This window comes from Streptomyces sp. NBC_01003 (assembly GCF_045162695.1).
Lineage (GTDB): Bacteria > Actinomycetota > Actinomycetes > Streptomycetales > Streptomycetaceae > Streptomyces.
Genome location: NZ_CP108707.1, coordinates 9,497,425 through 9,519,759, shown reverse-complemented (window position 1 = coordinate 9,519,759; position 22,335 = coordinate 9,497,425). Strand labels below are relative to the sequence as shown.

The 22,335-nt window shown below is 69.1% G+C and carries 17 protein-coding genes; 8 read left to right on the top strand and 9 right to left on the bottom strand.

What is annotated here, in order from left to right; translation table 11 throughout:
* Positions 1 to 45: 45 nt before the first annotated feature.
* Complete coding sequence (locus OG698_RS43760) at positions 46 to 411, bottom strand: hypothetical protein (RefSeq protein WP_329579070.1); 366 nt, start codon at positions 409 to 411, stop codon at positions 46 to 48.
* A 633-nt stretch (positions 412 to 1,044) separates the two neighbouring features.
* On the opposite strand from OG698_RS43760, the gene OG698_RS43755 reads away from it, so the two are divergent.
* A complete protein-coding gene (locus OG698_RS43755; RefSeq protein WP_406109709.1) occupies positions 1,045 to 4,419 on the top strand; it encodes a pyruvate carboxylase in 3,375 nt (1,124 codons plus the stop codon).
* Positions 4,420 to 4,661: 242 nt separating this feature from the next.
* Positions 4,662 to 5,219, top strand: coding sequence for a DinB family protein (locus OG698_RS43750; protein WP_406109708.1), 558 nt, complete (start codon positions 4,662 to 4,664; stop codon positions 5,217 to 5,219).
* A gap of 6 nt (positions 5,220 to 5,225) precedes the next feature.
* Here OG698_RS43750 and OG698_RS43745 read toward each other — a convergent pair whose 3' ends face one another.
* The 3 genes from OG698_RS43745 to OG698_RS43735 form a co-directional block, all read right to left on the bottom strand.
* Entirely contained in the window at positions 5,226 to 6,218 is a 993-nt protein-coding gene (locus tag OG698_RS43745; RefSeq protein ID WP_406109707.1) for a phosphotriesterase, read from the bottom strand.
* 220 nt (positions 6,219 to 6,438) lie between these two features.
* Entirely contained in the window at positions 6,439 to 8,208 is a 1,770-nt protein-coding gene (locus tag OG698_RS43740) for an aminotransferase class I/II-fold pyridoxal phosphate-dependent enzyme (RefSeq protein WP_406109706.1), read from the bottom strand.
* Between the two features lie 125 nt (positions 8,209 to 8,333).
* A complete protein-coding gene (locus OG698_RS43735) occupies positions 8,334 to 9,575 on the bottom strand; it encodes a 4-hydroxybenzoate 3-monooxygenase (protein ID WP_406109705.1) in 1,242 nt (413 codons plus the stop codon).
* Between the two features lie 237 nt (positions 9,576 to 9,812).
* On the opposite strand from OG698_RS43735, the gene OG698_RS43730 reads away from it, so the two are divergent.
* Entirely contained in the window at positions 9,813 to 10,646 is an 834-nt protein-coding gene (locus OG698_RS43730) for an HAD-IIA family hydrolase (protein WP_406109704.1), read from the top strand.
* A gap of 16 nt (positions 10,647 to 10,662) precedes the next feature.
* Here OG698_RS43730 and OG698_RS43725 read toward each other — a convergent pair whose 3' ends face one another.
* The 4 genes from OG698_RS43725 to OG698_RS43710 form a co-directional block, all read right to left on the bottom strand.
* Positions 10,663 to 12,393, bottom strand: coding sequence for a serine/threonine-protein kinase (locus tag OG698_RS43725; RefSeq protein WP_406109703.1), 1,731 nt, complete (start codon positions 12,391 to 12,393; stop codon positions 10,663 to 10,665).
* A gap of 59 nt (positions 12,394 to 12,452) precedes the next feature.
* Entirely contained in the window at positions 12,453 to 13,184 is a 732-nt protein-coding gene (locus OG698_RS43720) for a hypothetical protein (RefSeq protein WP_406109702.1), read from the bottom strand.
* Between the two features lie 317 nt (positions 13,185 to 13,501).
* A complete protein-coding gene (locus OG698_RS43715; RefSeq protein WP_406109701.1) occupies positions 13,502 to 14,806 on the bottom strand; it encodes an alpha/beta hydrolase family protein in 1,305 nt (434 codons plus the stop codon).
* 89 nt (positions 14,807 to 14,895) lie between these two features.
* On the bottom strand, positions 14,896 to 15,582 hold the full coding sequence (locus tag OG698_RS43710; RefSeq protein ID WP_399979091.1) for a TetR/AcrR family transcriptional regulator: 687 nt from the start codon (positions 15,580 to 15,582) through the stop codon (positions 14,896 to 14,898).
* A 121-nt stretch (positions 15,583 to 15,703) separates the two neighbouring features.
* On the opposite strand from OG698_RS43710, the gene OG698_RS43705 reads away from it, so the two are divergent.
* From OG698_RS43705 to OG698_RS43685, 5 genes are all read left to right on the top strand, one after another.
* Positions 15,704 to 17,290 (top strand): methylmalonyl-CoA mutase, encoded by a 1,587-nt coding sequence (locus tag OG698_RS43705; RefSeq protein ID WP_399979093.1) that lies wholly within the window; start codon positions 15,704 to 15,706, stop codon positions 17,288 to 17,290.
* A gap of 68 nt (positions 17,291 to 17,358) precedes the next feature.
* Positions 17,359 to 18,939 carry an acyl-CoA carboxylase subunit beta gene (locus OG698_RS43700; RefSeq protein WP_406109700.1) on the top strand — a complete coding sequence of 527 codons (1,581 nt, stop codon included), beginning with the start codon at positions 17,359 to 17,361 and terminating at the stop codon, positions 18,937 to 18,939.
* 47 nt (positions 18,940 to 18,986) lie between these two features.
* Positions 18,987 to 19,190, top strand: coding sequence for an acyl-CoA carboxylase epsilon subunit (locus OG698_RS43695; protein ID WP_406109699.1), 204 nt, complete (start codon positions 18,987 to 18,989; stop codon positions 19,188 to 19,190).
* A 24-nt stretch (positions 19,191 to 19,214) separates the two neighbouring features.
* Positions 19,215 to 19,706, top strand: a complete 492-nt coding sequence (locus tag OG698_RS43690) for a cobalamin B12-binding domain-containing protein (RefSeq protein WP_406109698.1) — start codon at positions 19,215 to 19,217, stop codon at positions 19,704 to 19,706.
* Complete coding sequence (locus OG698_RS43685) at positions 19,703 to 21,457, top strand: acetyl/propionyl/methylcrotonyl-CoA carboxylase subunit alpha (RefSeq protein WP_406111617.1); 1,755 nt, start codon at positions 19,703 to 19,705, stop codon at positions 21,455 to 21,457. Before OG698_RS43690 ends, OG698_RS43685 begins: the two co-directional genes overlap by 4 nt.
* A 120-nt stretch (positions 21,458 to 21,577) precedes the next feature.
* Here the strand turns inward: OG698_RS43685 and OG698_RS43680 are convergent, their stop codons facing one another.
* On the bottom strand, positions 21,578 to 22,117 hold the full coding sequence (locus OG698_RS43680; RefSeq protein ID WP_406109697.1) for a YbhB/YbcL family Raf kinase inhibitor-like protein: 540 nt from the start codon (positions 22,115 to 22,117) through the stop codon (positions 21,578 to 21,580).
* Between the last annotated feature and the right edge of the window lie 218 nt (positions 22,118 to 22,335).

Here is a 22,335-nt window from a genome sequence, read left to right as displayed (position 1 = left end):
CGACAGTTCACTCGGAGCCGGCCGGTAATGCGAGATTGATCGCGGTCACACGCGGTTGAGCCGCGCGGCGATCCCGTGCCCGACCAGCAGGTAAATCACCGCCGGCAGACCGTAATTGAGGAGAACGCGAAGGCCTTCTGTGTCCATGGTGAAAACATCCTGTGACCACCAGGCCAGCCAGTCGGCCGTTCCGTGCACGAACTCGACGAAGACGTTGTCCTGGTTCGCTTCGAGCAGGTAGAGCAGAATCCACAGGCCCAGGAACACCGCGGCAATGTCAGCGATGGTGTGGATGACCAGCCCCGCCCGTCGAGCACCGCCCTCGCGCCGCTCAGGTCGCTGCGGGGGCTGCGGGGGCTGCTGGTACTGGTCGTAGGGGTGGTGTCCGGCCATCGGGTCGGTATTGCTCACGGGAATCCAATCTGACGCGTCACTTTGCAGGCCAAGGCAGGAGCGGACATCACCTCTGGTTCCCTCAGGCAATCGCCTGCCGCACCACACATACAAAGCGTCGCGCGGGCCCGTACAACTCTGCGTCACTCAACCGCCGTCGCGTTACACCGCCATCGGAATATCCCAAATATGGCCAGGTAATCGGCAACTTGCCTAAATGTGCGAGCGCGGGATCCATTTCACCGTCGAACACCTCACATCAGTGTGCTCATTGCGTGCGCTCTTCGTGATGCCTTTATGTGAATCGCTCGCTGACCGTTCATGTTGCGGCGGACGGCGAGTGCCCGCACCCCGGAGGTGCGGCGTGACGGAGATTCCACAGGTCCATCAGCATCGTGCCGAATATGGCGAGTTGGGGCTCTCATGCCGGCGTCCGGAGCTGCCCGGTCCGGTGCGTGACTCGGGGCGGCGACATGTCCGGGCACTACGTCAGCAACCGGGTGGGCAAACCGGTCGGGGCATCGTCACCCGGCGCTGCGGCATGTGACGTAGTGCACCTGGATGTCTTGACTGCAGAGGTGGCATGATCCGGGAGCGTGACGCCCCGCAACCCGACAGTTCGCCCATTCCGGGCGACGGAAGGACATGCGCATGTTCCGTAAGGTGCTCGTCGCCAACCGCGGAGAGATCGCGATCCGGGCGTTCCGCGCCGGCTTTGAGCTAGGGGCTCGAACCGTCGCGGTCTTCCCTCACGAGGATCGCAACTCACTGCACCGGATGAAGGCGGACGAAGCCTACGAGATCGGCGAGGCCGGGCACCCCGTACGGGCCTATCTCTCCGTCGAGGAGATCATCCGCGCGGCGCGCAAGGCGGGCGCCGACGCCATCTATCCCGGGTACGGCTTCCTGTCCGAGAACCCCGAGCTGGCGCTGGCGTGCGAGCGTTCCGGCATCACGTTCGTCGGGCCGAGCGCCGAGACGCTCGAACTGACGGGGAACAAGGCGCGCGCCGTGGCCGCGGCCCGCGCGGCCGGCGTCCCGGTCCTTGGTTCCTCGCAGCCCTCGACCGACGTCGACGAGCTGGTCCGGGCGGCCGACGATCTCGGTTTCCCGCTCTTCGTGAAGGCCGTGGCCGGTGGCGGCGGGCGCGGCATGCGGCGCGTGGAGGACGCGGCGACGCTGCGCGAGTCGATCGAGGCTGCGGCCCGTGAGGCCGAGTCGGCGTTCGGCGACCCGACCGTCTTCCTGGAGAAGGCCGTGGTCGAGCCCCGGCACATCGAGGTGCAGATCCTCGCTGACGGCGAGGGCCGCGTCATCCATCTCTTCGAGCGCGACTGCTCCTTGCAGCGCCGCCATCAGAAGGTGATCGAGCTGGCGCCCGCGCCGAATCTCGATCCCGAGGTGCGTGAGCGGATCTGCGCCGACGCCGTGAAGTTCGCCCGGCAGATCGGCTACCGCAACGCGGGCACCGTGGAATTCCTCCTCGACCCCGCCGGACAGCACGTCTTCATCGAGATGAATCCGCGGATCCAGGTCGAGCACACGGTGACCGAGGAAGTCACCGATGTGGACCTCGTCCAGGCGCAGCTGCGGATCGCCGCCGGCGAGACGCTGGACGACCTCGGCCTGTCCCAGGACACCGTCCGCCTCCACGGCGCCGCGCTGCAGTGCCGGATCACCACCGAGGACCCGGCCAACGGCTTCCGCCCCGACACCGGCAAGATCAGCGCCTACCGTTCCCCGGGCGGCTCCGGCATCCGGCTGGACGGCGGCACCACCCATGCCGGTACGGAGATCAGCGCCCACTTCGACTCGATGCTGGTCAAACTGACCTGCCGGGGACGGGACTTCGAGACCGCGGTCGGCCGGGCCCGGCGTGCCGTGGCCGAGTTCCGTATCCGCGGCGTGTCGACGAACATTCCCTTCCTCCAGGCCGTTCTCGACGATCCCGACTTCGCCGCCGGACGCGTCACCACTTCGTTCATCGAGAAGCGGCCGCATCTGCTGACGGCACGTCACTCGGCCGACCGCGGCTCGAAGCTGCTCACCTACCTCGCCGACGTCACGGTCAACAAGCCGCACGGCGAGCGGCCCCCGCTGATCGACGCCACCACCAAGCTGCCGCGGCTGCCCGAAGGCGAACCACCCGCGGGCTCCAAGCAGAAGCTGACCGAGCTCGGCCCCGAGGGCTTCGCCCGGTGGCTGCGCGCCTCCCCCACCATCGGCGTCACCGACACCACGTTCCGCGACGCGCATCAGTCGCTGCTCGCCACCCGTGTCCGTACCAAGGACCTCCTCGCCGCGGCGCCGGCCGTGGCGCGGACGGTGCCCCAACTCCTTTCGCTGGAGTGCTGGGGCGGCGCGACCTACGACGTCGCGCTGCGCTTCCTCGCCGAGGACCCGTGGGACCGGCTCGCCGAACTGCGCGCGGCCGTGCCCAACATCTGCCTGCAGATGCTGCTGCGCGGCCGTAACACGGTCGGCTACACGCCGTACCCCACGGAGGTGACCCACGCCTTCGTGGAAGAGGCCGCCGCGACCGGTATCGACATCTTCCGTATCTTCGACGCCCTGAACGACGTGGGTCAGATGCGGCCCGCGATCGACGCGGTGCGTGAGACCGGCTCGGCGGTCGCGGAGGTCGCCCTGTGCTACACCTCCGATCTGTCCGACCCGTCGGAGAAGCTCTACACGCTCGACTACTACCTGCGTCTCGCGGAGCAGATCGTGGACGCGGGCGCCCATGTGCTCGCGGTCAAGGACATGGCTGGGCTGCTGCGCGCGCCCGCGGCGGCGAAGCTGGTCTCCGCGCTGCGCAGGGAGTTCGATCTGCCCGTACACATCCACACGCACGACACCGCGGGCGGTCAGCTGGCCACCTATCTCGCGGCGATCCAGGCCGGCGCCGACGCGGTGGACGGGGCGGTGGCCTCGATGGCGGGCACCACCTCGCAGCCGTCCCTTTCGGCGATCGTCGCCGCCACCAACCACTCGGAACGGCCGACCGGCCTCGATCTGCAGGCCGTGTGCGATCTGGAGCCGTACTGGGAGAGCGTGCGCAAGATCTACGCGCCGTTCGAGGCGGGCCTGTCCTCGCCGACCGGTCGCGTCTACCGCCACGAGATCCCGGGCGGCCAGCTCTCCAATCTCCGGACGCAGGCCATCGCGCTCGGGCTCGGCGACCGCTTCGAGGACATCGAGGCGATGTACGCCGCCGCCGACCGGATCCTCGGCCACCTGGTGAAGGTCACGCCCTCGTCCAAGGTCGTCGGCGACCTCGCCCTGCACCTGGTGGGGGCCGGGGTGTCGCCGGAGGACTTCGAGGCCGAGCCGGACTCGTTCGACCTCCCGGCCTCGGTCATCGGATTCCTGCACGGCGAGCTGGGCATGCCGCCCGGCGGGTGGCCGGAGCCGTTCCGCACCAAGGCGCTGCAGGGCCGCGCCGGACCCGAGCCGATGCGTGAACTGTCCGCCGAGGAGCGCGCCGGTCTCGCGAAGGACCGGCGGTCGACGCTGAACCAGCTGCTGTTCCCCGGGCCGACCAAGGACTTCGAGAGCCACCGGCAGGCGTTCGGCGACACCAGCGTGCTGGCCAGCAAGGACTTCTTCTACGGCATCAGCCCCGGGCGCGAGTACTCCGTGGACCTGGAACCCGGTGTCCGGCTGCTCATCGAGCTGGAGGCCATCGGCGAGGCGGACGAGCGCGGTGTACGCACCGTGATGGCCACCCTGAACGGTCAACTGCGGCCGATCCAGGTACGGGACCACTCCGTGGCGTCCGATGTCCCGGTGACCGAGAAGGCGGACAAGTCCAACTCGAACCATGTCGCGGCGCCGTTCGCGGGTGTGGTCACGCTGGCGGTGGCCGAGGGCGACACGGTGGAGGCCGGTGCAACGGTGGCCACGATCGAGGCGATGAAGATGGAGGCCTCCATCACCGCCCCGAAGGGTGGCACGGTGTCCCGGCTCGCCATCAACGCGATCCAGCAGGTGGAGGGCGGCGACCTCCTGGTCGAACTCGCCTGACGCGTGACGCCCGACGCCTGATCCCCGACTTGTGCGTCGCTGAGGAATGCAGGGGCAGTTCCACGGCCTGTATCTCTCAAGGCGCAGGCCCCGGGCCGGTCGCACTGCGGCTGCCCGGGGCTCACGCGTCCTCGGGGCGGTCGATCCATCACCGCGCGCGGGCCGTCTAGGACAGTGTCTGACCTACATGGGTCATAGCGTGGTTGTTGTCCGACGGAGCAGAAACACGTGGAGGCGTAACCATGGCTGTCAACGAGCTGGACACCCAGGACCAGGCAGAGGCCCCGGCCGTCACCGGCGAGCATGCCGAGTGGCTGGAGGCGCTGGACAAGCAGCGGAACTTCCTGCGCTTCACCGCCCGTGACCTCACCGACGAGCAGGCCGGGAAGCAGACCACCGCGAGCGCGCTGTGCGTGGGCGGTCTCATCAAGCACGTCACCGAGGTCGAGCGGAGCTGGGTGGGCTTCATCCTGAACGGCCCGTCCACGATGCCTGACTTCACGGCCATGACCGAGGCCGACTGGGCCCGCCGCGCCGACGGGTTCCGGCTGCTGCCCGGCGAGACGTTGGAGGGTGTGCTGGCCGCCTACGCCGAGGAGGGCCGCCGGACCGACGAGGTGATCGCCGATCTCCCCGACCTGGATGTCACGTGGCCGCTGCCGAAGGCCCCGTGGTTCGAGGCGAATGCGCAGTGGTCGGCCCGCCGGGTGCTGATGCACATCGTCGCCGAGACCGCTCAGCACTGCGGCCACGCCGACATCATCCGCGAGTCCCTCGACGGGGCGAAGACGATGGGCTGACAGGCCCTAGCCCTTCGCACCGGCCTCGAAGTAGCGGCGGGGGACGTCGACGAGCATGGTGTCGATCTGCTCCTCGGCGACCCCGCGCCGTTCGAGGTAGGGCAGCACCTCGTCCGCGATGTGGAGGTAATGCCACTGCGGGAGCAGCGGCATTACGGCGGGGTCGATCCAGTCGATGTAGCAGGAAGCGTCCTGCGAGAGCACCATCCGGTCGGCGTACCCCCGTCGGCACATCTCCACCACCGTCTCGGCCCGGGACTCGAAGGTGGTCTCGAGGTTGATCCCGAACCGGTCCATCCCGAGCACGAACCCGGCTTCGGCCAGTTCGCTGAGGTGGTCCACGTCGGTGGTGTCGCCGCTGTGCCCGAGCACGACCCGGCTCGGGTCCACGCCCTCCTCGTCGCACAGCACGCGCTTGACCTCCGAACCTGTGCGCGCCCCTGGGTGGGTGTGCACGGTGACAGGGGTGCCGGTGCGCAGATGTGCCTTGGCCACCGCACGCATCACCCGCTCCACACCCGGCGTGAGGCCCTGCTGGTCGATGGCGCACTTGAGCAGGCCGGCCTTGACGCCGGTGCCGGCGATGCCGTCCTCGATGTCGCCGACGAACATGTCCACCATCGGGTCCGGCACGTCCGTTCCCGCGGCCTCGTTCAACGCGGGACCGCGGTGATGGAAGAAGAACGGCACCTCTTCGTACGTATAACAGCCCGTCGCCACAACGATGTTGAGGTCGGGAAGCTGCTCGGCGACGCGCTGGATCCGTGGAATGTAGCGACCCAGGCCGATCACCGTCGGGTCGACGATGGTGCGGACGCCCTGAGCGCTGAGCGCGCCGAGCTTGTCCACCGCGTCCGCGATCCGGGCGTCCTCGTCGCCCCACTCCCCCGGGTAGTTCTGCTGCACGTCCGGGGTCAGTACGAAGATGTGCTCGTGCATGTAGGTGCGCTCCAGCGCGCCCGTATCCACCGGCCCCCGGACGGTCTCCACCATGGCCATCAGCGCAGCTCCTTCTTGAGGATCGTCCCGGTGGGTCCCTTGGGCAGCTCCTGGAGCACCCGGATCTCACGGGGGTATGTGTAGGCGGCCGTACGTTCCTTGCAGAGCCCGATCAGCTCCTGAGTGCCGTAACAGCGCCCTACACATACCGTCCAGTCGGTAGGGGGTCAAGGGATTGCGCACGGGCCGCCGAAGAGCGGCGCGGACCTACGGCCCTGCCTCAGATTCGCGGCGCTCGGCCGCCCGCCGCACGGGTCAACTCCCGTCGGCCGCCGAGGACGTTCAGGGCAGCCTTACATGCCGTCACAATGCGCGCATTCTCGTCGGCGCCCTTGACCGCGATGCGCACGGTGCGCCCCTCGTACTGCGGCGACAACGGCGACAGATCGCGCAGATACACGTCGTGGCGGTGGCACTCGTTCACCAGCTGTGCGGCACTCGGTCCGCCGGACGGCAGAGTCACGGTGAGGAAGTTCGCCACCGATTCCTCCACGACCAGGGCCTCGTCAAGTCCGGCCAGATCACGGGCGAGTCGGCTGCGCAACGACCGGGTGCGAAGCCAGCAGTCGCTGTAGTACTCCGGGGCGCGCAGGGCTGCCACTGCGGCCAGCTGTGCCGGGAGGCTGAGCGGCCATGGCGGTGTCCATCGTCGTAGCTGCGCCGCGGTGAGCGGCTCGGCCACCAGGTACGCGGCCCGCATGCCGGACAGCGCATACATCTTGGACAGTGAGCTGCAGACCACTACCCGGGGGTCCGTCGCGGCGAGGCCGGCGAGTGACTCGGTCAGGTCGACGTAGCCCAGGTATGCCTCGTCGATCCACCAGCGTGTTCGGGCCGGCGAGGCGGCGATCAGCGAGCGCAACTCCGCGGCCGGTGCGTGGCGTCCGGTCGGGTTGTTCGGGTTGACCACCACCACGAGGTCGTAGTGACCAGCCCTCACGACTGCGGACAGCCGGTCCGGGTCGATCCGCCAGCTGTCCTCGCGGCGCAACGGGAAGCGGTCCACACGGCATCCGATGACCCTTTCGGTGACATGGGCGTACTCGCCGTAGCCCGGGTCCATCAGCAGCACCCTGCTCTCAGGGGTCAGCCACTGGCCGAACGCCCTGAAGATGAGGTCGGACGAACCGGCGCCGACCGCGAGCGACTCCGTCGGCAGCCCTCGCGCCGTGGCGATCTCCGCCAGCAGGCCCTCGGCGCCGGTCGGCGGCGAGGTCCGGGCGGCCCAGGCCGGATCTTCCGCGAGCGCCGCCCGCACGCCGGGTGCGGGCGGGAACCAGGCGTCCAACACGTCGGCTGCCACGATCTGTTGGCGTCGGTGCAGAGTGCGGAAGTCCGCCCCGATGGCGGTGAACGAGGCTCCGCCGTGTTCGCAGCCGTCCGGCCGCGTTGCGAACGGCATGTCGAGCTGCCAGTCCACTACGGAGCCGAGACGCTTCAGCGTGGTGCGATAGCGGTCCATCGCGCAGTTCGTCAGATCGCTGACGCTCGCGGTCAGCACCTCGAACGTCAGCGCACCGCTGCGGACGGTGTGTCCGACCGGACTCAGTCCGGCGGACACGTACATGTCGAGCAGGTCGGTGCGCCCCATCGCCACCACCTGTCGGCCACCCCGGGCGGCGATCCAGCGCAGCGCCGCGTACATCAGCAGGAGTGCCGCCGCGGTGGTCCGCCAGCGTGGCTCAACCGTGAGGATGCGCACCTCGAACACATCGCTCCGGCCCAGGAGCGGCAGTTCGTCGCGCGTCAGGTACTTGTCCAGCGCGTACCGCCCCAACCAGGGCGGGGTCACACTGACAAAGCCGATTCGGGCCGCTCCTCTCGCCGCGACCAGGTAGACGTTCTCACCGTCCAGGCCGTCGCGAAGCTGCCCGCCCGGATCCGGCGCATGCTGGCCCAGCTCCTGTGCGTACACCCGATGGCGCAGTCCGTAGATCCACTGAAGATCCTCCGGAGTGGCAACACGCAGCTGCAGGATGTGGCCGCCCATAAGCACCTCTCTCAACTCGGATGGAGGGACTTATGGTGAGGAACAAGGCCCCAGCCGCATCAGAGCCAAGTGACGTGATCAGCTGAGTACGCGTACTCAGGCGCAGCCGTCCGCCCGCGTGCTGGTCAGTAGCGCTCGGCCGTGCCGAGGTACTGCTCGGCGAAGGCGACTGCCGCGGCCCGCGAGGTGAACAGGCGTCGCAACCGGGCGAGCGTGGTGCCCGTCCGGAACGGCTCCCCCGCAGCCGACCCGTGATAGACGTCGGACAGCCACTGCGAGAACTCCTGGTAGTCCCATACGCGACGCAGGCAAGCCTCCGAGTAGCCCTGCAGACCGCTGTCGCGCCCGGCGCTGTCGCTACTGGCGTCCTGCGTGAGGTGCGCGACCAGCGCGTCGCCGAGAAGGAAGGCGTCGTGCAGGGCGAGGTTCATGCCCTTCGCCGCGATCGGCGCCACGAGGTGGGCCGCGTCGCCGGCCAGGAACAGCCGCCCGGACGCCATCGGCTCGACGACATAGTCGTGCATGTCGAGCATCCGCTTCTCGATCAGCCGCCCCTCGACCAGCTCCGGGGCTCCCTCAGCGGCGAGCCGTCGGCGCAGCTCGGCCCACACGCGCTCGTGGGACCAGTTCGCCGGGTCGTCGCCGGGCGGGCACTGGAGGTAGTAACGGGTCACCTCGGGACTGCGAGGCATCTGCCCGGCGAATCCGTCCTCATGGATCCCGAAGAGCACGCAGTCGGAGGAAGGCGGCGCCTCGGCCAGCAGGGACAGCCAGCCTATTCCGTAGTCGTACCGCGCGACCCGGAACTCATCGTCGGGCAGTGAGCGCCGCGTCACGCCACGCGCACCGTCACACCCTGCGACGAAGTCGCAATGAAGCACTTGCCGTTGACCGGACCGGAGGCAGGTGTACGACACCGATGGCCGGTCGGTGTCGACGTCGTGCACCTGCACGTCCCGGACGCCGAACCTGATGTCGCCGCCCCGTACGTCGGCGTACTCACGCACCAGATCCGTGACGAGCAAGGGCTGCGGGTAGACGTAGTGGTGCCGTCCAGTCAATTCACTGTAGGAGAAGCGGTGTTGACGGCCATCGAACCGGAACTCGCACGCGGTGTGGCGCTGCGCCTTCTGCAGCAGGTTCTCGCCGAGGCCCCGCTGCTCCAGGGCGCGAACCGCCCACTCCTCGATGACCCCGGCGCGCGGCCGCTGCTCGATGAACTCCCGCGTCTCGGTCTCGAGAACCACGCAGTCGACCCCGGCGCGTCTCAGGATGTTCCCGACGGTCAGCCCGGCGGGGCCGGCGCCCACCACGACTACCGAAACACGTTGTGGAGCAGGGGCATTGGGACGCTGAAGAGGGTTCACGCGGACATTATTCTGCACGGGTCGAGGCCCGGTCACACCGGTGGTCCCACCCAGGGAGCCAGGCGTTCGCCGGCTGCCAGACTCTCGCGCCAGTACCGGAATACGGTTCCCTGAACAGTGACCTCCGCCGGTCGCGGGCTGCGCGGGTTCCTCCCTTCCCCCTTTTGACCGGGAGGGACCGCGCGACTCGGACGGCTTGCACCGCGGATTCGGCTCGGCGGCGACTACCGTCGCCCTATGGAGCGAGAGCGAACCAGCGCGATCCGCGCAGTCCTCATCGACATCGACGGCGTGCTCACGGTGTCCTGGGAGCCTCTCCCCGGTGCCGTCGAGGCCATGGAGCGGCTGCGCGCCGCGGGGCTCCCCCTCGCGCTGGTCACCAACACGACCTCGCGTACACGTGCCTCGATCTGCGCACGCCTCATGGAGGCGGGGTTCCCCGTCACGTCCAACGACATCCTCACAGCTCCTGCCGTCACGGCGGCCTACCTTCGGGAGCACCACCCGGGCGCGCGGTGTCTACTCCTCAACTCCGGTGACATCCAGGACGATCTGACGAGCGTGACGCTTGTCGGTGAGCCGGAAGAACGCGCAGTCCCAGAGTCGGACGTGGACGTGGTCGTGGTCGGGGGCGCGGGCGACGAGTTCGACTACACGGCCCTCAACCGCATCTTCCACCACCTGCAGCGCGGAGCACACCTCGTAGCCATGCACCGGAACCTCTACTGGCGCACGGCCGACGGGCTCGACCTCGACACGGGCGCCTTCCTCCTCGGCCTCGAGCGGGCTTCCCGGGTCGAGGCGAAGATCACCGGCAAACCGTCCGAGGCGTTCTTCGCCGCCGCGCTCGCCCACCTGGGCGCCGATCCGTCCGCGACGCTCATGGTGGGCGACGACATCGAGTCCGACGTGCTCGCCGCCCAGCGCAGCGGTATCACCGGCGTCCTCGTCAAGACAGGCAAGTACCTTCCGGAGACCCACCGTTCGGCCGACGGCACACCCGACCACGTGATCGACTCCTTCGCCGCGCTCCCCGACCTCCTCGAACGCCTGGCCTCGGACTCTCGTTGAGCCGCAGCGGTGAAGGCTACTTGTTGCTCTTCCAGAGGGTCAGCGTGGTGACGTAGTCAGGCATGCCGCTGGACAGGCCCTGCTTGGTGTCGGGCACGACGTCGGTGATGCGTAGCATCGCCAGGTTGTCGTCGCTGGTGACGGTGCACAACACCATGCCCTTGGTCAGAGTTTTCCACGCGTCCAGGTCGTCGCCGGGGATCGCGGCCGGGAGCGCATCGGTGTCCACTCCCGTGCTGCATGCCTCGGGCGTGGTACCGGTACTCCTGCCCATGGGGGTGAGGAAGCGCAGGTCGGAGTCGCCCCAGTCCTGGTAGGTGAGTTCCATGCCGTCGTCCTGGCCGATCTCGCCGTCGGGGAAGAGCTTCGGCGCGTCCAGGTCCACGTGTGTGCCCGAGTTGAAAGCCGGTGCCCGGAGGGTGAGGGGCTTGTCCTTGAAGACGAGCGTGTACGCGTCCTGCGGCGAGGGAGAGGACGAGGTCGACGGTGACGAGGTGGCGGTTGGGGTACCGGTGTGCTTTCCGTCCGCGCCGGTGCCGCTTGCGCCCTCCGTACCGCCGTCGGGCCTCGCGATCGCCCACGCGACGATCACGGCAAGGGCCACGACGACGACACCGGCGGCGGCAAGCAGCGGGGTGCGGGTGCGCTCGGCGGGCGTGGGTGAGGCCGAGGGCGTGTTCGTCGACCACGGCGCATGAGCCGGGCCGGGCGGGGGCGTCGACGGGGGCGACGGGGCGGACACGGTGGGCTGGCCGGCCAGGTGCGCGGCGCCGTCCGGCTGGGTGGGCGTGGCCGTAGGTGTCGGCGTGGGCGCCGGGGGCCGCGCGGCAGCCGCCTCCCGGCGTGCGATGCGCTCCATGAGCGGCGCCGGCAGCCAGCCGTCGAACGTGCACAGTGACCGACCGGCCTCCCGCTCGCACAGCTCGGCGAGTTCGTCCGTCGTGATGCGGGCCGCGGGTTCGGCGGTGAGGCAGCGTTCCAACAACGTCCGCAGCGGCGCCGGATAGCCGCTCAGGTCCGGCGGTATGCGCTCGGTGTTGGCGATGCGCACACCGAGCGCGGTAGCGCCGCCCTCTCCGTACGGGTGCCGTCCGGTCGCCGCGACTGCCGCGATGAGGCCGAGCGAGAACAGATCGGTGGCCTCGGTGACCGGTTCACCCAGCGCGTGTTCGGGCGACATGTACTGCGGCGTGCCGATGACGCCGCCGCTGCGGGTGAGTTGGGTGGCGTCGGCCGCCTGTGCGATGCCGAAGTCGATGACGTAAGGACCGGTCGAACCGAGCAGGATGTTGGCGGGCTTCAGGTCGCGGTGCACGACGTCCGCCGCGTGGATGGAGCCGAGGGCCCGGGCCGTGCAACCCACCAACTGGAAGACGGCGGGCAGGGGCAGCGGCCCGTACGCGGCCAGCGCGTCGGCGAGCGAGAGGCCGGGCACGAATGCCGAGGCGATCCAGGGACGTGTGCCCGCGGTGTCGTGGTCGACGACCGGTACGAGGTGGTAGCCCTGCACCCGGCGGGCGGCCCGCACTTCCTGCTCGAAGCGGCGCCGGAAGTCCGGGTCCTGACCGTACTCGCGGCGGATCACCTTGAACGCGACGGGTTGACCGCCCCGCGTGTGCGAGACGTACACGGTGCCCATGCCGCCCTCACCGAGCCGCGCGAGGAGCCGGTAGCCGGCTGTCTCGCGCGGATCGACGGGGTCGAGGGGGCCAGTATGTCGTCGATGCCGTTGGTCACGGCAGCTCACCCTATGTCATGTGACGGTACGTCAAATTCTCTTGTGGTGAGGCCGTATGACGAATTGGATCACGCCATGCGGGCGCCGACGGTGCGAGCGACCTGGGACAGGACCTTGTCCGTCCAGAGCTGCTCCCGCTTTGCTGCGGCCGCGAGGTTCTCGGACGGCTTCGCATCCGAGCCGGGCTGCGGCACGAGGCCCTCGGCGGAACTGGAGCCCCGCAGTTCGAATTCGTACGCCCCCTGCATGCAGGTCACTTCGGCCCCGAGCACACCGTCGACCGAGTAGCAGTCCTGGGCGCCCCATGAGCCGGCCAGGTCCTTGAATCCCTTCTCCGAACCGTCCTCCCCTTTGTCCTCGCGGTACTTGTCCTTCACGAGGGCGGCATCCGCGAGGGCGGTCACGGTGACGGTGAAGTTGCTGTTCGTGACGTCGTCACCGCCGTTCCCAGGGAGGTTGAACTCGAACTCGCAGCCTCCGCGCGGCACATCGCCCGTGGTGCCGGGGTCGGCATCAGCCAGGGGATCGAAGTTGAGGATGGTCACCTTCACGGGTTTGTGCTCGACGCCCTTCGCCTGGGGCAGAAACGCGCGGAGCTCCGCGTCGGTCACCAGCTTGCAGGCGTCGGGCCACTGCGAGAGCGCGACCGCGGCGCCCCGCTCCGGCTGCAGGCCGAGCTTGTCTCCGGCGGGCTCGGCGGCCCCGAACTTCACCTTGGGCGGGGGCTTCTCCTCGCCACACCCGGCAAGCAGGCCCACTCCCGCGAGCACGGTCAGACACAGCAACCTGCTTCGGAACATCACGATCTCCCCGTTTCCGTGTCGTACGCATCATCACGACGACGCGCTGCCTGGTCCGACTACTGATCCTCCCAGTACGTCGACTCGTCTCAGTCGCGTTTCGTTCTGACGGGGACGTGGCGCTTATGGCGTTGGATGTCTACGGCGCCTGTCCGGCCGGGTCCGCAGCCCGAAGAAGCTCGTGGTCGTCCAGAGCGGCACGCACATGGACTTCTACGACATCCCGAAGTACGTCGACCGCGCCGTCGAGGAAGCCACGCGCTTCCTCCGGGAGCTACACGGCCGACGTGGTCGACGGGAGCTGAGGCCCCGGGCGGCTAGACGAACCGCACCTCTGGATACCTGGACGAGGGGCCGTCCAGGAAGTGGCCGTCGGCGCGCCCGAGGAGCCAACGGTCGAAGAACGCGGTCGCATACGCCCGCTGCGCGGCGATCGCCCGCGCAGCCGGCACCGTCCCCACCAACCCGGTCACCGTCTCCTTCGGCAGCCCCAACTGCCGGGCGATCTGCGGAATCAGCGACGTGGCATCGGTGTACGTCGCATGCTGCGCGCCGCGCAGCACCAGGTCCCGATGCCAGCCGTCGCTGTGCTCCCACAGCGCGCGCCAGGACGGCACGTTCGTACGGTCGTTGCCGTCCATGCCCATCAGGAGGAACGGCCCGTCCAACCCGTCGCGGGCCACCGAGGACAGCTCTCCCTCGTCATGATCGTCCGATACGTAGGCGATCACCCCGTCCAGATTCGCCGCCGCCGAGATCCGCCCGTCGTCGTGCATCGTCTGCAGCGCCGCGAAGCCGCCCGCCGACTGTCCGAACATGCCGACGGGCGCGCGCTCCAGGCGGCCGGTGGCGAACGCCCGCTCCACCTCGTCCAGTACGAACCGCGTGTCGGCCACCCGGACCGCGCTCGTCTTCTTCATCAGGGCGACCACCGCCTCGGGCCCCTCCTTGAGCGCCCGCTCGAACTCCTGCGGAAGCAGGGTCGTTTCGACCCGCCCACCGGGGAACTCCACCGCCGACGCGTCGTAGGTGTGGTCGATCGCCACTACTACGTACCCGTGCGACGCCAGCTCGTCCGTCAGCGTCGTGCCCAGGGTGCGCGGGTCACCCACGCCCGGCGAGTACAGCACCACCGGCCGCGGGCCTCGCCGGTCCGGCGGCGCGCCGAGGTGGGCGAAGGTCTGTGTCGCGCTCCAGTCGATACGGCCCTTCGGCAGGTCACCGAAGTTGTTCACACGGTCGAAGCCGGCCGCCTCGCCCTTCGTCATCTGCGGCACGCGCGGGTGCCCGGCGACGGAGCGGGCCGGGTACCGCACATCGACCATCAGCTCACGCCTGCGACCGGGAACCCATGGATCGGCGCGTTCCCGGTCCACCAGCCGCAGCGCCACGGCCCCCACGCCGTACGGCCCGGTCGGCGCGGGCAGCTTCATTCGTGCCATTCGAGGCGTGCCGGCCGCTGCCGTCGCGGTCGCCGTCGCGCTGGGTCCGCCCGTTGCCGCCCAGCCGAGGGCGAGCGCGGACGCGGCGGCCAGTACGCGGCGCCTGCTCGTCACGTTGGCGTCGATATCGGTGTTGCTGTCGGCGCTGATGTCGGCCTTGGTGTTGGCGTCGGAGTCCATGGCGCAAGCTTCACCGGATACCCACCCACGTCACCATCCGGCAGGCCAGACGTTCCAGTTGGGGGAAATCCCCCACGCAACGCACGCGTTCAGTGCGCCGCGCCGCCCTCGACGAGTCGCCTCAGCGAGGGGAGCAGCGCGTCGAGGTCCTGTCCGGTCCGGAAGGCCACGAGGGTGGTGCCGCCGTTGCCGGATTCGCCGGTGCCGGAGGGCGCGGGGAAGAGGGCGACCACTTCGCGCATGGCCTCGTCCATCTCCGCCACCGGGTCGGAGGTCTCGCCCCGGAGCCAGCGGCGCAGTACGTGGTTGTGGGCTGCGACAACGGAGGCCGCCATGAGTTCGGCGCGCAGTGACGCCGACTCGGTGGGGTCACCCATCCAGTCCGCGATGAACTCGCGGAACAGCCGCTGGTACCTGGCCACACTGGCGATCTCCCGGTCCCGCAGGACCGCCACCTTGCTGGTCAGCGTGTACCGCCGCCGCGCGAGGTCGCCCTCGTCGATGTAGTGCAGCAGCACCAGGCGGACCGCGTCGGAGACGGCGATCAGGCCGGTGCTGTGGCTGGAGGTGGCCAGCCTGTCCTTGATCAGCGCGAGCAGCCGGTCATGGTCGGGGAAGATCACGTCTTCCTTCGACCGGTAGTGCCGGAAGAACGTCGTGCGGCCCACTCCGGCCCGCTCGGCGATCTCGTCGACGGTGGTCTGCTCGTATCCGCGCTCGTCGAAGAGCGCGAAGGCGGCGTCCGCGAGTCGGATCCGCGCGGCTGGCTTACTCATGACCACCCATCCTCACTCATGACCGCCCATCCTTCCCTGTATCGGTGCTCGGAAGCCACTTGCCGCAGCCAACGGTACTGAGTACCGTTGATATGAAATCGAGTACCAGAGGAGGTCCGGCGTGGGTTCCGAGGCACAGAGCGAGTCCGGTCTGCCCATCCAGCCGCTCTACGACGGTTGGTCGCTGACGGATTTCGACGCGGACGCCAAGCTCGGCGCCCCGGGAAAGTTCCCGTACACGCGCGGCGTGTATCCGTCGATGTACACCGGCCGGCCGTGGACGATGCGGCAGTACGCCGGATTCGGCACGGCCAAGGAGTCCAATGAGCGCTACCACGAGCTGGTCGGCGCCGGCACGGGCGGCCTGAGCGTCGCCTTCGACCTGCCGACACAGATGGGCTACGACTCCGACGAGTCGATCGCCCGCGGTGAGGTGGGCAAGGTCGGCGTGGCCATCGACTCGATCGAGGACATGCGCACACTGTTCCAGGGCCTGCCCCTGGACAAAGTGTCCACGTCGATGACGATCAACGCCCCCGGCTCGACACTGCTCCTGCTCTACCAGCTCGTCGCGGCCGAGCAGGGCATCTCCGGTGACCAGCTGACCGGCACCATCCAGAACGACGTGCTCAAGGAGTACATCGCCCGGGGCACGTACATCTTCCCGCCGAAGCAGTCCCTGCGGCTGATCAGCGACATCTTCGCGTACTGCCACAAGGAGTTGCCCCGCTGGAACACGATCTCCATCTCGGGCTACCACATGGCCGAGGCCGGGGCCACGCCCGCGCAGGAGATCGCCTTCACCCTCGCCAACGCGAAGGAGTACGTGCGCGCCGCGCTCGCCGCCGGCCTCGACGTCGACGATTTCGCACCGCGCCTGTCGTTCTTCTTCGTCGCCCGGACGACGCTGCTCGAAGAGATCGCCAAGTTCCGCGCCGCCCGCCGCATCTGGGCCCGCATCATGCGCGACGAGTTCAAGGCCAAGAACCCCAAGTCGCAGATGCTGCGCTTCCACACCCAGACCGCCGGGGTCCAGCTGACCGCACAGCAGCCCGAGGTCAACCTCGTACGGGTCGCCCTTCAGGGCCTCGGCGCGGTCCTCGGCGGAACGCAGTCCCTGCACACCAACTCCTACGACGAGGCCATCGCCCTTCCCACGCAGAAGGCGGCGCGGCTCGCCCTGCGCACACAGCAGGTCATCGCCTACGAGACCGACGTGACCAAGACCGTCGACCCGTTCGCCGGGTCCTACGTCATGGAGTCGATGACGGACGACGTCGAGGCGGCGGCGCTCGAGCTGATCCAGGCCGTCGAGGACCGCGGCGGCGCGGTGGCGGCGATCGAGCAGGGCTTCCAGAAGTCCGAGATCGAGAAGTCCGCGTACCGGATCGCGCTGGAGATCGACCACCAGGAACGCACCGTGGTCGGCGTCAACAAGTACGCCCTCGACGAGGAAGAGCCGTACGAGCCGCTGCGGGTCGACCCCCAGATCGAGATCGACCAGTGCGAACGCCTCGCGGCCCTGCGCAAGGATCGTGACAACGACGCCGTCGAGCGAGCCCTCGAAGCGCTGCGCGACGCGGCGCGCGGCACCGACAATGTCCTGCCCCCGATGCGCGAGGCCCTGCGCCTGCGCGCCACGGTCGGCGAGGTCTCCCACGCCCTGCGCGACGTGTGGGGCGTTCACGTCCCGCACGACACGTTCTGATCCTTCCTCCTGTCCCCTTCGATCCGTCCGATCATTCCGATGACCAGTCAGCCCCGGTGGAGCAATCAGTGAACGAAATCGACATCCACACGACCGCGGGAAAGCTCGCGGACCTGCAGCGCCGGATCGAAGAGGCCACGCACGCCGGCTCCGCGCGCGCGGTGGAGAAGCAGCACGCGAAGGGCAAACTGACGGCCCGTGAACGCATCGAACTACTCCTGGACGAAGGCTCGTTCGTAGAACTCGACGAATTCGCCCGCCACCGCTCCACCGCCTTCGGCCTGGACGACAACAAGCCCTACGGCGACGGCGTCGTCACCGGCTACGGCACCGTCGAAAACCGACCGGTAGCCGTCTTCTCCCAGGACTTCACCGTCTTCGGCGGAGCCCTCGGCGAGGTCTACGGCCAGAAAATCATCAAGGTGATGGACTTCGCCCTCAAAACGGGCTGCCCCGTCATCGGCATCAACGACTCCGGCGGCGCCCGCATCCAAGAAGGCGTCATGGCGCTCGGCATGTACGGCGAGATCTTCCGCCGCAACACCCACGCCTCCGGCGTCATCCCCCAGATCAGCCTCGTCGTCGGCCCCTGCGCGGGCGGCGCCGTCTACTCCCCCGCCATCACCGACTTCACGGTCATGGTCGACCAGACCTCCCACATGTTCATCACCGGCCCCGACGTCATCAAGACCGTCACCGGCGAGGACGTCGGCTTCGAAGAACTCGGCGGAGCCCGCACCCACAACACCAACTCCGGCGTCGCGCACCACATGGCCGGCGACGAAAAAGACGCCATCGAATACGTCAAAACCCTCCTGTCCTACCTCCCCTCGAACAACCTGTCCGAGCCGCCGGCGTTCCCCGAGGAAGCGGACCTGGCCCGCACCCCCGAGGACGACGAGCTCGACACCCTCGTCCCCAACAGCGCGAACCAGCCCTACGACATGCACACCGTGATCGAGCACGTCCTGGACGACGCGGAGTTCTTCGAGACGCAGGCGCTGTTCGCACCGAACATCCTCACCGGCTTCGGCCGCGTCGAGGGCCGCCCCGTCGGCATCGTCGCCAACCAGCCCATGCAGTTCGCCGGCTGCCTCGACATCGACGCCTCCGAAAAAGCAGCCCGCTTCGTACGGACCTGCGACGCGTTCAACGTCCCCGTCCTCACCTTCGTCGACGTCCCCGGCTTCCTGCCGGGCGTGGACCAGGAACACACCGGCATCATCCGCCGCGGCGCCAAACTCATCTACGCCTACGCCGAAGCGACCGTCCCGCTGATCACGGTCATCACCCGCAAGGCGTTCGGCGGCGCCTACGACGTCATGGGCTCCAAGCACCTGGGCGCCGACCTCAACCTGGCCTGGCCCACCTCCCAGATCGCCGTCATGGGCGCCCAGGGAGCGGTCAACATCCTGCACCGCCGCACCATCGCCGCCGCCCCCGAGACCGAGCAGGAAGCCACCCGCAGCCGCCTCATCCAGGAGTACGAGGACACCCTCCTCAACCCCTACACCGCGGCCGAACGCGGCTACATCGACGCCGTCATCATGCCCTCGGACACCCGCGCCCACATCGTCCGCGGCCTGCGCCAGCTCCGCACCAAGCGCGAAAACCTCCCGCCCAAGAAGCACGGCAACATCCCGCTCTAGCCCCAAAACCGAGCCGCCGACAAGAGCCGCCCGAAAGGACCCGACCAATGATGATCAAGGTCGTGAGGGGCAACCCCACCCCCGAGGAGCTGGCCGCCGCACTGGCGGTGGTCCAGGCCCGCGCCGCGGCGGCCACCACCACCCCGCCCGGCGCGGCAGCCACCCGCGACGCATGGGCCGACCCCTCACGCGTCAACTCCCTGCCTCAGCACGGGCCCGCGGCCTGGGCGCGCACCTACTGGCCGCGCTGAACCAACCACCCGATCGGAGAGTTCATGAACACCGTGCAACAGGGCGCGCGTCGCGCCGGTCACGCACCGGCCCCGCGCGCTCGCGTGGTGATCGCCAAGCCCGGCCTCGACGGCCACGACCGTGGCGCCAAGGTGATCGCCCGGGCGCTGCGCGACGCGGGCTACGAGGTGATCTACACCGGCCTGCACCAGACTCCGGAGCAGATCGTCGCGACCGTCATCGCCGAGGACGCGCCGCTCCTCGGGCTCTCCGTTCTCTCGGGTGCCCATCTGACGATCGTCGAGAAGGTGATCCAGTTGCTGGCCGAAGAGGATGCCGGCGACGTCCGCCTCCTGGTCGGCGGCATCATTCCCGACGCCGATGTCACGGCCCTCGAAGCACTGGGCGTCCACGCCGTGTTCACCCCCGGCGCGGGCATCGGCGGCATCGTCGAGACCGTCGACTGCCTGCTCGCCACCACCGACACGACCGCCACCACCGACACCCCGGAACCCGCGCTGGAGCAGGCATGCTGAAGAGAGTCCTCATCGCCAACCGTGGCGAAATCGCTGTCCGCGTGGCCCGGGCGTGCCGGGATGCCGGTATCGCGAGCGTTGCCGTTTACGCGGAACCGGACCGGGACGCTTCGCATGTCCGGGCGGCGGACGAGGCGTTCGCGTTGGGCGGTGACACCCCGGCCACCAGCTATCTCGACATGGCGAAGGTGCTGCAGGCCGCCAAGGACTCCGGCGCGGACGCCATCCACCCCGGCTACGGATTCCTGTCGGAGAACGCGGAGTTCGCCCAGGCCGTCCTGGACGCCGGACTGATCTGGATCGGCCCGCCCCCGCAGGCCATCCGCGACCTCGGCGACAAGGTCGCCGCCCGGCACATCGCCCAGCGCGCCGGCGCCCCCCTGGTCGCCGGCACCCCGGACCCCGTATCCGGCTCCGACGAGGTCGTCGCGTTCGCCCGCGAACACGGCCTGCCCATCGCCATCAAGGCCGCCTTCGGCGGCGGCGGCCGCGGCCTCAAGGTCGCCCGCACCCTCGAAGAGGTCCCCGAGCTCTACGACTCCGCCGTACGCGAAGCCGTCGCAGCCTTCGGCCGCGGCGAATGCTTCGTCGAGCGCTACCTCGACAAGCCCCGCCACGTCGAGACCCAGTGCCTGGCCGACCAGCACGGCAACGTGGTCGTCGTCTCCACCCGCGACTGCTCCCTGCAGCGCCGCCACCAAAAGCTCGTCGAGGAGGCCCCCGCGCCCTTCCTCACCCAGGCACAGAACGAACAGCTCTACACCGCCTCCAAAGCCATCCTCAAGGAAGCCGGCTACGTCGGCGCCGGCACCGTCGAATTCCTCGTCGGCATGGACGGCACCATCTCCTTCCTCGAGGTCAACACCCGCCTCCAGGTCGAACACCCCGTCACCGAAGAGGTCGCCGGCATCGACCTCGTACGCGAGATGTTCCGCATCGCCGACGGCGAGGAACTCGGCTACACCGACCCCGCCCTGCGCGGCCACTCCTTCGAGTTCCGCATCAACGGCGAAGACCCCGGCCGCGGCTTCCTCCCCGCCCCCGGCACCGTCACCCGCTTCGCACCCCCCACCGGCCCCGGCGTCCGCCTCGACGCCGGCGTCGAGACCGGCAGCGTCATCGGCCCCGCCTGGGACTCCCTCCTCGCCAAACTGATCGTCACCGGCGCCACCCGCGAACAGGCCCTGCAACGCGCCGCCCGCGCCCTGGCCGAGTTCGAGGTCGAGGGCATGGCCACCGCCATCCCCTTCCACCGCGCCGTCGTCACCGACCCGGCCTTCACCAGCGACCCCTTCACCATCCACACCCGCTGGATCGAGACCGAGTTCGTCAACGACATCAAGCCCTTCGCCGCCACCCCCGACACGGACAGCGACGAAGAGACCGGCCGCGAGACCGTCGTCGTCGAGGTCGGCGGCAAGCGCCTCGAGGTCTCCCTGCCCTCCTCGCTCGGCATGTCGCTGGCCCGCACCGGCCTCGCCGCCGGCGCCCGGCCCAAGCGGCGCGCCGCGAAGAAGTCCGGCCCCGCCGCCTCCGGCGACACCCTCGCCTCCCCCATGCAGGGCACCATCGTCAAGATCGCCGTCGAAGAGGGCCAGGAAGTCAAGGAAGGCGACCTCGTCGTCGTCCTCGAAGCCATGAAGATGGAACAACCCCTCAACGCCCACCGCACCGGCACCATCAAGGGCCTCAACGCCGAGATCGGCGCCTCCATCACCTCCGGCGCCACCATCTGCGAGATCAAGGACTGAGCGCCGCCCCTCCCCCGACGACCCGAACCCGAGAGCCCGGGAGGACGACCTCCTGGGCTCTCGGGCTGCTCCTGGCCTGCGCGGCCACTTCTGGGCTTCCGCGCTGTCAGTCGTAGGTGCTCAGGCCGGGTTCTCGAAGATCGGGGTGATCACGGCCCGCGCCACCGCATGGGTGAAGAGCTGGAAGCCCAGCCAGGCCGGGGAAGCCGCCGCCGGCACATCCAGCTCGGGCGTGTCCACCGCGTGGACGGCGTACATGTAACGGTGAGGACCGTGCCCGGGAGGGGGCACGGCGCCGAGGAAGCTGTGCCCGCCCGCGTCGTTGGCCAGCATCTTCGCGCCGGCCGGAAGGTACTTCCCGCCCGGCGCCCCGGCACCGGCCTCCAGTTCGTGCACCGACGCGGGGATGTCGTACACCGCCCAGTGCCAGAAGCCACTCGCCGTCGGCGCGTCCGGGTCGAAGCAGGTCACCGCGAAGCTCTGCGTGTCGGCCGGGAAGCCCTCCCAGGACAGCTGTGGAGAGCGATCCTCGCCCGGGCCTCCGAAGAGACTGCTGCACTGTGCGACATCGAGGGGCTTCCCGTCCGCGATGTCCGTGCTGTGCAAGCCGAACTCCGGCACTGAGGGCAGGACGCTGTACGGATCGAAGGAGTGGGGCATGTGCTTCTCCTCTGGTCAGGCGGTCAGGTGCGCGCGGAAGCGGTCGGTGACCGACCCGCCCTGATCGACCACACCCCCGACACTCGCACGACACCCACAGGCGCCGCACGCCGCAAATGGGCGACTTCTGTCCGGACGACGTCGATCCATGTCGATGTACGTCCCGGAAAAGCGCCGTCACCGGACACGAAACACCCCGCCCACGCGGTATTGATTCA

Bases quoted from the DNA above. Each gene is read 5' to 3' on its own strand.
- OG698_RS43755 (WP_406109709.1), top strand. From the start codon at position 1,045: ATGTTCCGTAAGGTGCTCGTCGCCAACCGCGGAGAGATCGCGATCCGG.
- OG698_RS43750 (WP_406109708.1), top strand. From the start codon at position 4,662: ATGGCTGTCAACGAGCTGGACACCCAGGACCAGGCAGAGGCCCCGGCC.
- OG698_RS43745 (WP_406109707.1), bottom strand. From the start codon at position 6,218: ATGGCCATGGTGGAGACCGTCCGGGGGCCGGTGGATACGGGCGCGCTG.
- OG698_RS43740 (WP_406109706.1), bottom strand. From the start codon at position 8,208: ATGGGCGGCCACATCCTGCAGCTGCGTGTTGCCACTCCGGAGGATCTT.
- OG698_RS43730 (WP_406109704.1), top strand. From the start codon at position 9,813: ATGGAGCGAGAGCGAACCAGCGCGATCCGCGCAGTCCTCATCGACATC.
- OG698_RS43720 (WP_406109702.1), bottom strand. From the start codon at position 13,184: ATGTTCCGAAGCAGGTTGCTGTGTCTGACCGTGCTCGCGGGAGTGGGC.
- OG698_RS43715 (WP_406109701.1), bottom strand. From the start codon at position 14,806: ATGGACTCCGACGCCAACACCAAGGCCGACATCAGCGCCGACAGCAAC.
- OG698_RS43710 (WP_399979091.1), bottom strand. From the start codon at position 15,582: ATGAGTAAGCCAGCCGCGCGGATCCGACTCGCGGACGCCGCCTTCGCG.
- OG698_RS43695 (WP_406109699.1), top strand. From the start codon at position 18,987: ATGATGATCAAGGTCGTGAGGGGCAACCCCACCCCCGAGGAGCTGGCC.
- OG698_RS43690 (WP_406109698.1), top strand. From the start codon at position 19,215: ATGAACACCGTGCAACAGGGCGCGCGTCGCGCCGGTCACGCACCGGCC.
- OG698_RS43680 (WP_406109697.1), bottom strand. From the start codon at position 22,117: ATGCCCCACTCCTTCGATCCGTACAGCGTCCTGCCCTCAGTGCCGGAG.